Here is a 12,623-nt window from a genome sequence, read left to right as displayed (position 1 = left end):
TGCGCTGAGGACGTCACGATTCGATAATCGAGGAGTCACGATGCAGGTCACCAAGTACGCCCACTCCTGCCTCCGGGTGGAGCACGACGGGGGAGTGCTCGTCGTCGATCCCGGCGTCTTCAGCGATCCGGCGACGGCGCTGGACGGGGCGGACGCGGTGCTGATCACGCACGAGCACCCGGACCACGTCGACGTCGAGGCGCTGACGCGGGCGGTGGCCCGGCGACCGGTCACCGTGCACGGTCCCGCCTCGCTGACCGCGCTGCTGGGTGACGCCGTCGAGACGTTGACGGTCGTCGGGCCGGGGGAGTCGTTCACCGCGGCCGGCGTGCCGGTGCGCACCTACGGCGGTCGGCACGCCGTCATCCACCCCGACATCCCGGTGGTCGACAACGTCGGCTACCTGCTCAACGAGACGGTCTACCACCCGGGGGACTCGCTGGTCGTGCCCGACGACGTGCAGGTCGACACGCTCTTCGCGCCGATCCACGCACCCTGGTCGAAGTTCTCCGAGGTGGTCGACTTCATCCGGGCGGCGGCCCCGCGTCGCGCCTTCGCCCTGCACGACGCGCTGCTCAACACCAACGGCCTCGGGGTGCTCGACCGGCAGTACACCGCGCTCTCCGGCACCGAGTACCGGCGCCTGGAGCCCGGCACCCGCATCGACGCCTGACCCGGATGCCCGACCCGTCCCCCGAGCAGGTCCGGCAGCTCTACGCCACGCCGCCGGACCGGTTCGTCGCCGCCCGGGACGCCGCGGTCGCCGAGGCCCGCCGGGCCGGCGACCCGGCCACCGCCCGGCAGCTCGCCCGGCTGCGCCGCCCCACCGTGGCGGCCTGGCTGGTCAACCTGCTGGCCATCCGCCGGCCGGACCTGGTCGCCGACCTGGTGCAGCTCGCCGAGTCGCTGCGGGCCGCCCAGCGCGAACTGCGCGGCGCCAAGCTGCGCGAGCTCTCCGCGCAGCGCCGGGCCGTGGTGGGCGCGCTGGTGGCCGAGGTACGCAGGCTGGCCGCCGCCGAGCCCGACGCCCCGCCCACCGGGAAGCTTCCGCTGGCCGAGGTGGAGGCCACCCTCAACGCGGCGCTCTCCGACGCCGAGGTCGCCGAGCAGGTCCGCGCGGGCCGACTGCTGCGGGCCACCCACTACGCCGGGTTCGGGGAGGTGCCCCGACCCCAGCTGCGGCTGGTCACCGGCGACACGGAGGAGCCGCCCACGCCGGACCGGGGGGCGGACCGGGCCGAGACCCGGCGGGCGCGTGACGAGCGGGCGGCCGAGCGGGCCGCCCGTGCCGAACGGGCCAAGCGGCGTCGGGCGCTGGACCGGGAGCTGGCAAAGGCCCGGGGTGACCAGGAGCGGGCCGAGGCCGAGTTGGCGGCGGCGGTCCGCTCCGCGGAGGACGGCGCGACGGCCCTGGACCGGATCGAGACGGAACTCGCCGAGCTGGAACGCCGCCGGGCCGTCGCCGAGCAGGAACTCAGCCGGGCCCGGCTGGCCCGGCGGGCCGCCGAGCGGTCGGTGAGCGTGGCCCGGCGGCGTACCGGCGAGGTGGAGGGCGCGGTGGAGGCGCTGGAGGCCGAAGAGGGGGCTGCCGCCGGGGGCGGTGAGCGGGCAGACTGATCGACGATGGTTGACCACGTTGGACGGACGTCGTCCGGACCCCTGGCCGCGGTGTCCGGCCCATGACCCCGGAGCAGGTCGCCGCCGCCGGCAAGCCCCTGGTGCTGGAGCTGGGAGAGGCGTTCAGCCGCTGCCCGGCCACGCTGCGCCGGGCCCGGCTGCTCGGCATCTCCGGCTGGGCCTTCTACATCACCGGCCGCGCCGGCGCACTCGGTGACGTCCGGGCCGAGACGGCGGCGGCGGCGCTCGGCTTCATCGCCCCGGAGGCCGTCGCCGACGGCTGGGACGCCGCCGCGCGTACGCTCCGGCCGCTGGAGGTGGCCGCGGCGAACCTGGCCGAGTGCTGCCGCTGGGGTGCCCAGCACCTGGCCGACGCGCCCGGGTTGCCGCGACTGGTCGGGCTGCTGGGGCGGGCGGTGGAGGCGGCCGACGCCAGCGGGATGCCGCTCTTCGCCGCCTGGCGGGCCATGCCGGTGCCGCTGGACACGCCCGGTGCCCGGGCCGCCGTCGGGCTGCACCTGCTCCGCGAGCACTTCGCCGGGGCGCACCTGCTGGCCGTACGGGCCGGTGGGATGACTCCGCTGGAGGCGGTGCTGGCCGGGCCGGAGGGCGAGACGGGTGCGGCGGCCTGCGGCTGGCCGCCCCCGTACCCCCCGGTCGGTCCGCTGGTGCGGCGTCGGCTCTGGGCGGAGGCGGTGACCGACCGGCTCGCCTCGGCCGCGTTCCGCACGCTCGCCCCCGGTGAGGGTGCGGAGCTGGTCGACCTGCTCACCGCCACCCGGCTGCACCTGCGCCGCCCCGGCCCACCGACCTGACCTACCGCCCCTTTGCCCGCGCGGATGGAACGAGCGTCGCCGGACTTCGCCCGGTCGTCGCTCGGGCGTTGCTCCCGGGTGGAAGGCGACCCGACGCGCGGCCGGCCAACTCCGGATGGTCATCGCTACTTACGCGTGGTCACGATGTGAGGTGTCGCCGGAGTGCTGCTCGTCGCCTTTGCTCTGCAGCCTCATACGCAACAGTTGCTCTGCGTGTGCGCTGCGGCAGCGTTGTCGCCCGAAGATCGATGAGAAATAGCAGCTCGGCTGGGTGTTGCGTGGGTGGCGGCAGAGCAAAGGCGGCGTCTGGTGCGTCACGCGTCCCAGGTGGTCCTCACCCTCGGTGACACGTGGGCCGATGTGACGCTCCGTGACGAGAGTTGGTGGATGCGGTCCAGGCGGCGGCAGGCGGGAGGGGGCGGTGGCGGCCGAATGCGCTCCGGGCGATAAATCGGCGGCGTGAGCGGCGGGGTGCCTGTCAGGATCTGCGGCGTGACGCTTCCCGCCGGCTGGACCGCCCGCCGCCCCACCCTGGACGACGTACCGGCGATCCTGACGGTGGTGCACGCGGCCGACACCTTCGCGGTCGGATACCCGGACTTCGACGCGGAGGACGTGACGGCCGCGCTGACCGCTCCGTTCTTCGACCCGGCGCGCGACTCGTGGCTGGTCACCGACCCGGACGGGGCAGTCGTGGGCTGGGCGCTCCTGGACAATCCGACCGGGGTCGGCCGTGAGTGGGTGGAGATCTACGTCGACCCGGAGCGCGGAGCGGCGCTGCGGGCCCCGCTGCTCGCCCGGCAGCTCGACCGGGTCGCCGAACGGGCGGCCGAACGCGGTCTGCCGGCGCTCACCGTGCGCACCGGCGTCTTCGCCCCGGAGACCCGCTGGGCGGCGGAACTGACCGAGGCGGGCTTCACCCGGCTCAAGCGCTACGTACGGATGACCCGCCCGCTGGCCGACCTGCCGGCCGAACCGCCGCTCCCGCCCGGGCTGACCGTCCGGGCGCTGCGCCCCGGCGACGAGGCGGACCTGCGGGCCTTCCACCGGATCTACGACGCGGCGTTCCGGGACACCCCGGACTACGAGCCGCTCGGCTTCGACCTGTGGCGGCAGCGGCTCGGGCAGTCCGGCACGACCTGGGACGAGTGGTTCGTCGCCGAGGTCGACGGGGTGCCGGCGGGCGCGCTCCAATCCTCCGACCAGGCGCTGGACCAGAACACCGGATGGGTGAAGACGCTCTCGGTGCTGCCGGAGCACCGGCGGCGCGGAGTCGGGGCGGCCCTGCTCCGCCGCGCCTTTGCGGTCTATGCCGGCAAGGGCCGGAGCGCCGCCGGGCTGGGTGTCGACCTGGCCAACCCGACCGCCCCGGTCACCCTCTACCGCTCCGTCGGGCTGCGCGAGGTGCGCTGGACCGACATGTACGAGCGGATCGTCCCCGCGGCCGGTGTGCGCTAGGCGACCCGCTCCGGGGTCGCCGCCCGGCCCGGGCGGCGACGGGAGCAGACTGGCAGGGTGCGATACGCGCTACGCCGACGCGGTGCCGGTGGGGCGGGACCGCAGCTCGGTGACGTAGTCGTCCGGCGCGCCCGCCTTCTCCGCCGCGTTCGCGATCTCCGACAGATACCAGGACGTCGGCAGTCCGCCCTCGTACCCGTCGAAGACGTAGACCCAGGCGGTCACGTCCCCGTCGAGGGTCGAGACGCGTACGGTGATCTTGCGGTAGGTCCCGGCGGTGACGCCCTCGATCTCGTCGAGCTGCGCGGCGTCGTACGGGTGGATGTCGTAGAGCGCCACGAAGACCCGGTCGCCCGGGGACTCGACCACGGTGCTGACCGAGCCCTCCCAGCCGATGACGTCCTCACCCGCGAAGGTGAGTCGCCAGCCCTCCAGCCAGCCGGTGCCCACCATCGGCGAGTGCGGGCAGTAGGCGCGCATCCGGGCGGGGTCGAGGTTTGAGCCGTAGGCGGCGTAATGACGCACGGCGATGACGATAGCCCGGCGGACGGGTGGGGGAGAATACGACGGTGCGTGTCGAACGCGTTCGGGAGAAGAAAGTCACTGTGAGCACTGACGAGGGGCGAGCGCTGTGAGCCAGATCGTGATCATCGGCGGCGGACCGGCCGGGTACGAGGCGGCGCTGGTCGCCGCCCAGCTCGACGCCGATGTCACCGTGGTGGAGGCCGAGGGGGCCGGCGGCGCCTGCGTGCTCTCCGACTGCGTTCCGTCCAAGACGTTCATCGCCAGCTCCCAGGTGGTCACCGGCTATCGGGACACCGAGGAGTTCGGGGTGCACTCCGACGGGCTGGAGGCGGTCACCGTCGACGCCCGGACCGTGCACGAACGGGTGAAGCGACTCGCGCTGGCCCAGTCCGCCGACATCCACGGCAAGCTGGTCAAGGCCGGCGTGGAGTTCGTCGCCGGCACCGCCCGCCTCGGCGAGGACGCCCTCGGTCACACCCACAGCGTGCTCGTCACCCCGGTCGACGGCGGCGAGGAGTACTCGATCGCCGCCTCGACCGTCCTGGTCGCCACCGGCGCGACGCCCCGCCAGCTCCCCACCGCGCTCCCCGACGGCGAGCGCATCCTCACCTGGCGCCAGGTGTACGACCTGCCGGAGCTTCCCGAGCACCTGATCGTGGTCGGTTCCGGCGTGACCGGCGCCGAGTTCGCCAGCGCCTACCTGGCGATGGGCGTCCCGGTCACCCTCGTCTCCAGCCGCGACCGGGTGATGCCGCACGAGGACGCCGACGCGGCGATGGCCATCGAGCGGGTCTTCCGCAACCGGGGCATGAACATCCTCAACAACTCCCGCGCCGACGCCGTCCGCCGGATCGGGGACGGGGTCGAGGTGGTGCTCGCCGACGGCCGGGTGGTGGTCGGCTCGCACGCGCTGATCGCGGTCGGCTCGATCCCCAACACCGCCAACCTGGGCCTCGCCGAGTACGGCGTCGAGCTGGCCCGGGGCGGCTACGTCACCGTCGACCGGGTGTCCCGGACCAACGTCCCCGGGATCTACGCCGCCGGTGACTGCACCGGGGTGCTGCCGCTGGCCAGCGTCGCCGCCATGCAGGGCCGGATCGCGATGTGGCACGCGCTCGGCGAGGCGGTCCGACCGCTGCGGCTGCGTACCGTCGCGGCGAACGTCTTCACCGACCCGGAGCTGGCCACCGTCGGCGTCTCCCAGGACGAGGTCGACGCCGGCAAGGTCCCGGCCCGCCAGGTGATGCTGCCGCTGTCGGGCAACGCCCGGGCGAAGATGGACGACCTGGCCGACGGCTTCGTCAAGCTCTTCTGCCGCCCGGCCAGCGGTCAGGTCGTCGGTGGTGTGGTGGTCGCCCCCAAGGCCAGCGAGCTGATCCTGCCGATCACGATGGCGGTGGAGAACAACCTCACCGTCAACGAGCTGGCGCAGACCATCACGATCTATCCGTCGCTCTCCGGCTCCATCACCGAGGCCGCCCGCCAGCTCATGCTCCACGAACTGGAGTGAGCTGACCGGGCCGACCGGGGTCAGTCGACGGGGACCTCGGGGCGGGTGTTGCGGGCGGCGAGGGCGGTCATCGCCCACCCGGCGCCCGCGAACCCGGCCGCCGCGGCTCCACCGATCACCGCCAGCCGCCACGCCGACTCGGTCAGCGCCGTCCCGCCCAGGTGCCCGACCAGGGTCCCGTACGCTGCCCAGCCGGTCGCCGCCGCGCCCTCGTAGAGCAGGAAGAGGCGGTACGGGTAGCGGCTGCGGCCGGCCGAGAAGCAGGCCGCCATCCGGCCGCCGGGCACGAAGCGGCAGAGCAGGATCACCAGTGGCCCGGGCTCGCGCAGCCCTCGGGTGACCCGCCCGGCGACCCGGCGGGCCCGCCCGGCCACGGCGTGCCGGGGTGCCCGACGGTCGGGGGCTCCCCGGCCGAGCAGATAGCAGGCCAGGTCCCCGGCGAAGACGCCGGCCGCCCCGACGGCGATGGTCAGCGGCAGGCTGAGCACGCCGTAGACGGTGAGCGCGCCGCTGGTGATCATGACCGCCTGGGTGGGGATGACCGGTACGAAGGCGTCCGCGACCAGCAGCCCGAGCAGCGCCAGGTACGCCCACGTCGGGGACACGATGTCAGTGAGAAACTGGGCCACGACCGCCACCTCGACGAATTCCCCCGCTTACCTGCACTGAGCCTGGACCCGTGTCCGGCGTCACCACCGGCGGGCCCGCCCCGTCGTGACCGCGCACACGGCGAGGCCCTGGAGGCACAACGACACGACGGCACCGAATGTGACGGAATTTCGGTGTGCCGCCGGGCACGGTTGCGGACGGCGGAACGGCATCGGTCGGCGTACCGTTGTCGGCGCGCGGCCCCTCGGACGTCGGGTCCCCCGTTCCTGACGACCGGGCCGCCGCGGGTCGCCGGCAGGTCCCGTGCCGGCGACCCGCCCCCTCTCTCCGCTCACCCACCTCGGCGGCGCCCCGACGAAACCGGGATGCGCGCACCGTGGGCGCGGCCGTACCGTCGTCGTATGTGCAGCGCGATGGTGACCACGACGCCGGGAATCCCCGGCGCGCCGCACTGACGTAACCGTCGACGAGGCCCCGGGGCGAACCGCTCCGGGGCCTCGTGGTGTTCCGGGCCAGCTCGCCTCCGGGTCGTACCCGATCAAGGAGAGCGACATGATCGACCACCGCAGGCTCGGCCGGGACCTGGAGCTGTTCGCCTCCGACCCGCTCGCGGGCGCCGGGCTGCCGATCTGGCTGCCCGCCGGCGCCGCCGCCCGGCACGCCGTCGAGGAGTACGTCCGGGAGCTGGAGCGGCGCAACGGCTACCGGCACGTCTACTCCCCGCCGCTGGGCAGACGGGAGCTGTTCGAGCGCTCCGGCCACCTCGGCTACTTCGCCGACGACATGTTCCCGCCGATGCGGCTGAGCGCCGACGACGAGTTCCTGCTCCGGCCGGCGCTCTGCCCGCACCACGCGCTGGTCTTCGCCGCGCGGGGCCGCTCCTACCGGGAGCTGCCGCTGCGCGTCGCCGAGCTGGGCGGCATGTACCGGGCGGAGCGCTCCGGCGTCCTCGGCGGGCTGTCCCGGGTGCGTGCCATCTCGCTCAACGACGCGCACAACTTCTGTGCCCTGGAGCAGGTCGGCGACGAGGTCCGCGAGATCCTGCGGCTGATCCGCGAGGCGCACGCCGCGCTCGGCGTACGACCGGCGGGGTTCCGGCTGTCGCTGCGCGGGCCGGGGGAGAAGTACGTCGGCGACGACGCCCAGTGGGCGCGGGCCGAGGAGCTGCTCCGCGCCGCGCTCGACGGGATGGACTACACCGAGGCCCCCGGCGAGGCGGCCTTCTACGGGCCGAAGATCGACGTCCAGATCGTGGACGCCGCCGGCCGCGAGTCGACCCTCTCCACCGTCCAGCTCGACTTCGACAAGCCGGAGCGGTTCGACCTGTCGTACACCGACCCGTCCGGGGCGCGGCGTCGACCGGTGATGGTGCACCGGAGCCTGGTCGGCAGCATGGAGCGGCTCTTCGCGTACCTGATCGAGGTGCACGCCGGTGCCTTCCCGGCCTGGTACGCCCCGGTGCAGCTGGTGCTCCTCCCGGTCGACGACGGGCAGGCCGACGCCGCGTACGAGCTGGCCCGCCGGGCCGAGGCGGCCGGGCTGCGGGTCGAGGTCGACCTCGCCGGCTCGCTGGGCGCCCGGATCCGCGACGCGGCCCGCCGCCGGACCCCGTACGCCGGGGTGGTGGGTGCCCGGGAGGCGGCCGACGGGTCGGTCTCGCTGCGGTTGCGCGACGGTCGCGGGCTGGACCCGATGCCGGTCGCGGCCGCCCTCGGGTTGATCGGCGCGGTCGTCGCCGCCCGCTCGCCCGACCTGCTGCCGACCGACCATGCTCAGCTCCCCACCGTCGTCTGCCGGGGCAGCGGGTCGGCCGTCTGATCGGTGTCGGCGGCGGTGAACTGCGACCGGTAGAGGCGAGCGTAGGCTCCGGCGGCGGCGAGCAGTTCCTCGTGCGTGCCCTGTTCGACGATCCGGCCGTGCTCCATCATCAGGATCAGGTCGGCGTCGCGGATGGTGGAGAGCCGGTGCGCGATGACGAAACTGGTCCGGTCGGAGCGCAGCGCCGCCATCGCCCGTTGCAGCAGCACCTCCGTCCGGGTGTCCACCGAGCTGGTCGCCTCGTCGAGGATGAGCAGTGACGGCTCCGCCAGGAAGGCCCGGGCGATCGTGATGAGCTGCTTCTCGCCGGCGCTGACGTTGCTGCCCTCCTCGTCGATGACGGTGTCGTACCCGTCGGGGAGGCTGCGCACGAAGCGGTCCACGTAGGTGGCCCGGGCGGCGGCGAGGATCTCCTCCTCACCGGCGTCCGGTCGCCCGTAGGCGATGTTGTCCCGGATGGTGCCGTGGAAGAGCCAGGTGTCCTGGAGCACCATGCCGATCCGGCTGCGCAGCTCGTCCCGGGGCATCGAGGTGATGTCCACCCCGTCCAGGGTGATCCGGCCGGCGTCCAGCTCATAGAAGCGCATGACCAGGTTGACCAGGGTGGTCTTGCCGGCGCCGGTCGGACCGACGATGGCGACGGTGTGCCCGGGCTCGGCCACCAGCGACAGGTCCTCGATCAGCGGGGTGTCCGGGTCGTACCGGAAGTGGACGTGGTCGAACTCCACCCGGCCGGTGACCCGGGCCGGTGCCGCCCGGTCGGGGGCCTGCTCGTCGGCGTCGAGCACCGCGAAGACCCGCTCGGCGGAGGCCACCCCCGACTGGAGCAGGTTCGCCATCGAGGCGACCTGGGTGAGCGGCTGGGTGAACTGCCGGGAATACTGGATGAAGGCCTGCACGTCGCCGAGGGTCATCGATCCGGAGGCCACCCGCAGACCGCCGACGACGGCGATCGCGACATAGCTCAGGTTCCCGATGAACATCATCGTCGGCATGATCATCCCGGAGATGAACTGGGCGCTGAAGCTGGCCTGGAACAATTCCTCGTTCTTGGCCGCGAAGGCGGCCTCCACCTCGCGCTGCCGACCGAAGACCTTGACGAGTTCGTGGCCGGTGTAGGCCTCCTCGATCTGGCCGTTCAGCTCGCCGGTGTGCCGCCACTGGGCGATGAACCGGCGCTGCGACCGCTTGGCGATGAGCTGGGTGACGAGCATCGACAGCGGCACCGCGACCAGCGCGACCAGGGCCAGCAGCGGCGAGATCCAGAACATCATCGCCAGTACGCCGACCAGGGTCAGCAGCGAGGTGAGCAGCTGGCTGAGGGTCTGCGAGAGGGTCTGCGAGATGTTGTCGATGTCGTTGGTGACCCGGCTGAGCAGTTCGCCGCGCGGCTGGCGGTCGAAGTAGGGCAGCGGCAGCCGGTTGAGCTTCTCCTGCACCTCTGCGCGCAGCCGCAGCACGGTCCGCTGCACCACCCCGTTGAGCAGCCAGCCCTGCCAGAACATCAGCAGGCTGGCCGCCGCGTAGAGCGCGAGGGCCAGGGCCAGCACCCGGCCGAGCGCGGCGAAGTCGATCCCGGCGCCGGGCACCACGTCCATCCGGGTCAGCAGGTCGGCGAAGTTGTCGTTGCCGGCCGCCCGGGCCGCCGCCGCGGCCTGCTCCGTGGTCGTCCCGGCGGGCAGTTGCCGGCCGATCACCCCACTGAAGATCAGGTCGGTGGCCTTACCGAGGAGCTTCGGCCCGGCGACGCTGAGCCCGACGCTCAGCACCGCCAGCGCGACCACGGCGGCGAGCTGGAACCGGTGCGGCCGCAGCCGGCCGAGCAGCCGGCGGGCCGACGGCCCGAAGTTCATCGACTTCTCGGCGGGCATCGCGGCACCCATCCACGGCGGCCCACCGGTCCGCCGCCCGGCCGGCGGCAGCCGCTTCGGCGTCGCCGCCTCCGCGCCCTGCTTCTGCCCCGGTACGCCGTCCCACGGCCCGGGCCGTCCCGTCGCGCCGCTCATGCCGGCACCTCCGCCGTCTGCTGGGACGCCACGATCTCGGCGTACGTCGGGCAGCTCTCCAGCAGCTCGGCGTGTCGACCGATGCCGACCACGCTTCCGTCCTCCAGCACGATGATCTGGTCGGCGTCCACGATCGTGGAGACCCGTTGGGCCACGATCACCACCGCCGCGTCCGCGGTGACCGGCCGCAACGCCGCGCGCAGCCGGGCGTCGGTGCTCAGGTCGAGCGCCGAGAACGAGTCGTCGAAGAGATAGATCTCCGGCTGCCGGACCAGCGCCCGGGCGATGGCGAGCCGCTGCCGCTGGCCGCCGGAGACGTTCGTGCCGCCCTGCGCGATCGGGGCCGCCAGCCCGCCGGGCAACTGGCTCACGAAGTCCCGCGCCTGGGCGATCTCCAACGCCCGCCAGAGCTGCTCGTCGGTCGCGTCCGGGTCGCCGTACCGGAGGTTGCTGGCGACCGTGCCGCTGAACAGGTACGGCCGTTGCGGCACCAACCCGATCCGGCGCCACACCTCGTCCGGTTCCAGCAGCCGGACGTCCACCCCGTCGACCAGCACCGCGCCGGCGGTCGGGTCGACCAGTCGGGGGATCAGCGTGAGCAGGGTGGTCTTTCCCGCACCGGTGGAGCCGATGATCGCGGTGGTGCGGCCGGGACCGGTCCGGAACGAGATGTCGTGCAGCACCGGCGCGCTCGCCCCCGGGTACTGGAAGGTGACGCGGCGCAGCTCCAGCTCGGCGCGCCGGGTCACCACCATCATCGGCTCGGCCGCCGGCACCACCGACGACTCGGTCTCCAGCACCTCGACGATGCGTTCGGCGCAGACCGCCGCGCGGGGCACCATCATCAGCATGAAGGTGGCCATCATGACCGCCATCAGGATCTGCATCAGATACTGCAGGAACGCGGTGAGCGCGCCGACCTGGATCTGACCGGCGTCCACCCGGGCCGCCCCGAACCAGAGCACCGCGACGCTGGAGGCGTTGAGCACCAGCATCACGATCGGGAAGATCAGCGCCTGGAGGCGACCGATCCGCAGGGCGGTCGCGGTCAGGTCGGCGTTCGCGGCACCGAAGCGTCGCGTCTCGTACGGCTCGCGGACGAAGGCGCGGACCACCCGGATGCCGCTGATCTGCTCGCGCAGCACCCGGTTGACGGTGTCGATCCGGGTCTGCATGAGCCGGAAGCCCGGCATCATCCGCCGGATCACCAGGCCCAGCGCGATCGCCAGGACCGGCACGCTGACCAGCATCAGCCGGGAGAGCCCGAGGTCGGTGCGGAGTGCCATCACCACCCCGCCGACGCTCATGATCGGCGCGGCGACCAGCATGGTGCAGGTCAGCAGGACCAGCATCTGCACCTGCTGGACGTCGTTGGTGTTCCGGGTGATCAGCGAGGGCGCGCCGAAGCGGTTGACCTCGCGGGCGGAGAACCGGTTGACGTGCCCGAAGACGGCGGCGCGGACGTCCCGCCCGAAGCCCATGGCGGTCTTCGCGCCGAGGTAGACCGCGGCCACGGAGCAGGCGATCTGGAGCAGGCTGACCAGCAGCATCCACCCGCCCGTACGCACGATGTAGTCGGTGTCGCCGCGGGCGATGCCCCGGTCGATGATGTCGGCGTTGAGGGTCGGCAGGTAGAGCGAGGCGATCGTGCCGACGAACTGGAGCAACATCACCCCCGCCAGCGCCCGCCGGTACGGGCGTAGCCGGGCGCGGAGCAGGCGGATCAGCATGGACAGCCCCCCGGTGTGGAGTCGGTGGTGGAATCCCGGTCGCTGTCCCTGTTCAACCTGACGAGGTCCCCGTCGGACATGGTCGTGATCAGTTCGATCAGGAACTCCCGGATCACCTCCTTCTTCGCCGGGTCGGCGTCGACGGAGGTGAGCGGGCGGTCGCTGTGGATCAGGTCGATGAGGGTGCGGGTGTGCTCGCGCCCCTTGTCGGTGAGGGTGAGCTGCACGGTGCGCCGGTCGGCGCTGTCCCGGCGGCGCTCGACGAAGCCGTCACGTTCCAGGGTGTCGACGATCCCGGTGAGGGTGGCGGGACGGACGAAGCAGCGTTCGGCCATCTCCCGGTGGGTGCTGTCGCCGACCCGGCCGAGGATCAGCAGCACCCGCATGCCGGCCGGGGTGAGCCCGTGGTGCTCGGCCAGGTAGCGCCCCCAGCCCTGCTCGACCACGTGGCCGGCGATCGAGAGGAGTCGTCCGATCGGCGCCTGATGCAGGATGTCGGGGAAGCGGACGAGTGGTTCCATCTTCACGCCCGTCA

Annotated in this window: 11 protein-coding genes; 6 read left to right on the top strand and 5 right to left on the bottom strand. The window is 73.1% G+C overall.

The annotated features are described in order from the left end of the window. Positions 1 to 40 precede the first annotated feature (40 nt). From ABUL08_RS19410 to ABUL08_RS19395, 4 genes are all read left to right on the top strand, one after another. A complete protein-coding gene (locus ABUL08_RS19410) occupies positions 41 to 673 on the top strand; it encodes an MBL fold metallo-hydrolase (protein ID WP_350931342.1) in 633 nt (210 codons plus the stop codon). Positions 674 to 678: 5 nt separating this feature from the next. Beyond that, positions 679 to 1,617 carry a hypothetical protein gene (locus ABUL08_RS19405; RefSeq protein WP_350931340.1) on the top strand — a complete coding sequence of 313 codons (939 nt, stop codon included), beginning with the start codon at positions 679 to 681 and terminating at the stop codon, positions 1,615 to 1,617. Between the two features lie 62 nt (positions 1,618 to 1,679). After that, entirely contained in the window at positions 1,680 to 2,432 is a 753-nt protein-coding gene (locus ABUL08_RS19400) for an SCO6745 family protein (RefSeq protein WP_350931339.1), read from the top strand. 492 nt (positions 2,433 to 2,924) lie between these two features. Next, a complete protein-coding gene (locus tag ABUL08_RS19395) occupies positions 2,925 to 3,890 on the top strand; it encodes a GNAT family N-acetyltransferase (protein WP_350931338.1) in 966 nt (321 codons plus the stop codon). A gap of 69 nt (positions 3,891 to 3,959) precedes the next feature. On the opposite strand, the gene ABUL08_RS19390 is transcribed toward ABUL08_RS19395, so the two are convergent. After that, the gene (locus ABUL08_RS19390; protein WP_242796743.1) at positions 3,960 to 4,415 is read right to left on the bottom strand and encodes a gamma-glutamylcyclotransferase; all 456 of its coding nucleotides are present in this window, start codon (positions 4,413 to 4,415) and stop codon (positions 3,960 to 3,962) included. 106 nt (positions 4,416 to 4,521) lie between these two features. Here ABUL08_RS19390 and ABUL08_RS19385 point away from each other — a divergent pair, with 106 nt between their 5' ends. Continuing rightward, positions 4,522 to 5,925, top strand: a complete 1,404-nt coding sequence (locus ABUL08_RS19385) for an NAD(P)H-quinone dehydrogenase (RefSeq protein WP_350931337.1) — start codon at positions 4,522 to 4,524, stop codon at positions 5,923 to 5,925. A 20-nt stretch (positions 5,926 to 5,945) separates the two neighbouring features. On the opposite strand, the gene ABUL08_RS19380 is transcribed toward ABUL08_RS19385, so the two are convergent. Next, positions 5,946 to 6,554: a DedA family protein gene (locus ABUL08_RS19380; RefSeq protein ID WP_350931336.1), complete on the bottom strand. Its 609-nt coding sequence runs from the start codon at positions 6,552 to 6,554 to the stop codon at positions 5,946 to 5,948. A 517-nt stretch (positions 6,555 to 7,071) separates the two neighbouring features. Here ABUL08_RS19380 and thrS point away from each other — a divergent pair. After that, a complete protein-coding gene (thrS, locus tag ABUL08_RS19375; RefSeq protein ID WP_350938723.1) occupies positions 7,072 to 8,352 on the top strand; it encodes a threonine--tRNA ligase in 1,281 nt (426 codons plus the stop codon). Here thrS and ABUL08_RS19370 read toward each other — a convergent pair. From ABUL08_RS19370 to ABUL08_RS19360, 3 genes are all read right to left on the bottom strand, one after another. Next, the gene (locus ABUL08_RS19370; RefSeq protein ID WP_350938721.1) at positions 8,307 to 10,235 is read right to left on the bottom strand and encodes an ABC transporter ATP-binding protein; all 1,929 of its coding nucleotides are present in this window, start codon (positions 10,233 to 10,235) and stop codon (positions 8,307 to 8,309) included. The two genes, thrS and ABUL08_RS19370, sit on opposite strands and share 46 nt — an antisense overlap. Before the next feature lie 119 nt (positions 10,236 to 10,354). Next, positions 10,355 to 12,088 carry an ABC transporter ATP-binding protein gene (locus ABUL08_RS19365; RefSeq protein WP_350931335.1) on the bottom strand — a complete coding sequence of 578 codons (1,734 nt, stop codon included), beginning with the start codon at positions 12,086 to 12,088 and terminating at the stop codon, positions 10,355 to 10,357. Further along, on the bottom strand, positions 12,082 to 12,609 hold the full coding sequence (locus ABUL08_RS19360) for a MarR family winged helix-turn-helix transcriptional regulator (RefSeq protein ID WP_350938719.1): 528 nt from the start codon (positions 12,607 to 12,609) through the stop codon (positions 12,082 to 12,084). Before ABUL08_RS19360 ends, ABUL08_RS19365 begins: the two co-directional genes overlap by 7 nt. Between the last annotated feature and the right edge of the window lie 14 nt (positions 12,610 to 12,623).

The sequence above is a fragment of the Micromonospora sp. CCTCC AA 2012012 genome (assembly GCF_040499845.1).
Lineage (GTDB): Bacteria > Actinomycetota > Actinomycetes > Mycobacteriales > Micromonosporaceae > Micromonospora > Micromonospora mangrovi.
Note: the sequence above shows the minus strand (reverse complement) of the source record. Positions and strands in the feature narration are given on the sequence as shown.

Excerpts from the sequence above, each read along its gene's own strand:
- ABUL08_RS19410 (WP_350931342.1), top strand. The coding sequence starts at position 41 with ATGCAGGTCACCAAGTACGCCCACTCCTGCCTCCGGGTGGAGCACGAC.
- ABUL08_RS19405 (WP_350931340.1), top strand. The coding sequence starts at position 679 with ATGCCCGACCCGTCCCCCGAGCAGGTCCGGCAGCTCTACGCCACGCCG.
- ABUL08_RS19400 (WP_350931339.1), top strand. The coding sequence starts at position 1,680 with ATGACCCCGGAGCAGGTCGCCGCCGCCGGCAAGCCCCTGGTGCTGGAG.
- ABUL08_RS19370 (WP_350938721.1), bottom strand. The coding sequence starts at position 10,235 with ATGGGTGCCGCGATGCCCGCCGAGAAGTCGATGAACTTCGGGCCGTCG.
- ABUL08_RS19365 (WP_350931335.1), bottom strand. The coding sequence starts at position 12,088 with ATGCTGATCCGCCTGCTCCGCGCCCGGCTACGCCCGTACCGGCGGGCG.
- ABUL08_RS19360 (WP_350938719.1), bottom strand. The coding sequence starts at position 12,609 with ATGGAACCACTCGTCCGCTTCCCCGACATCCTGCATCAGGCGCCGATC.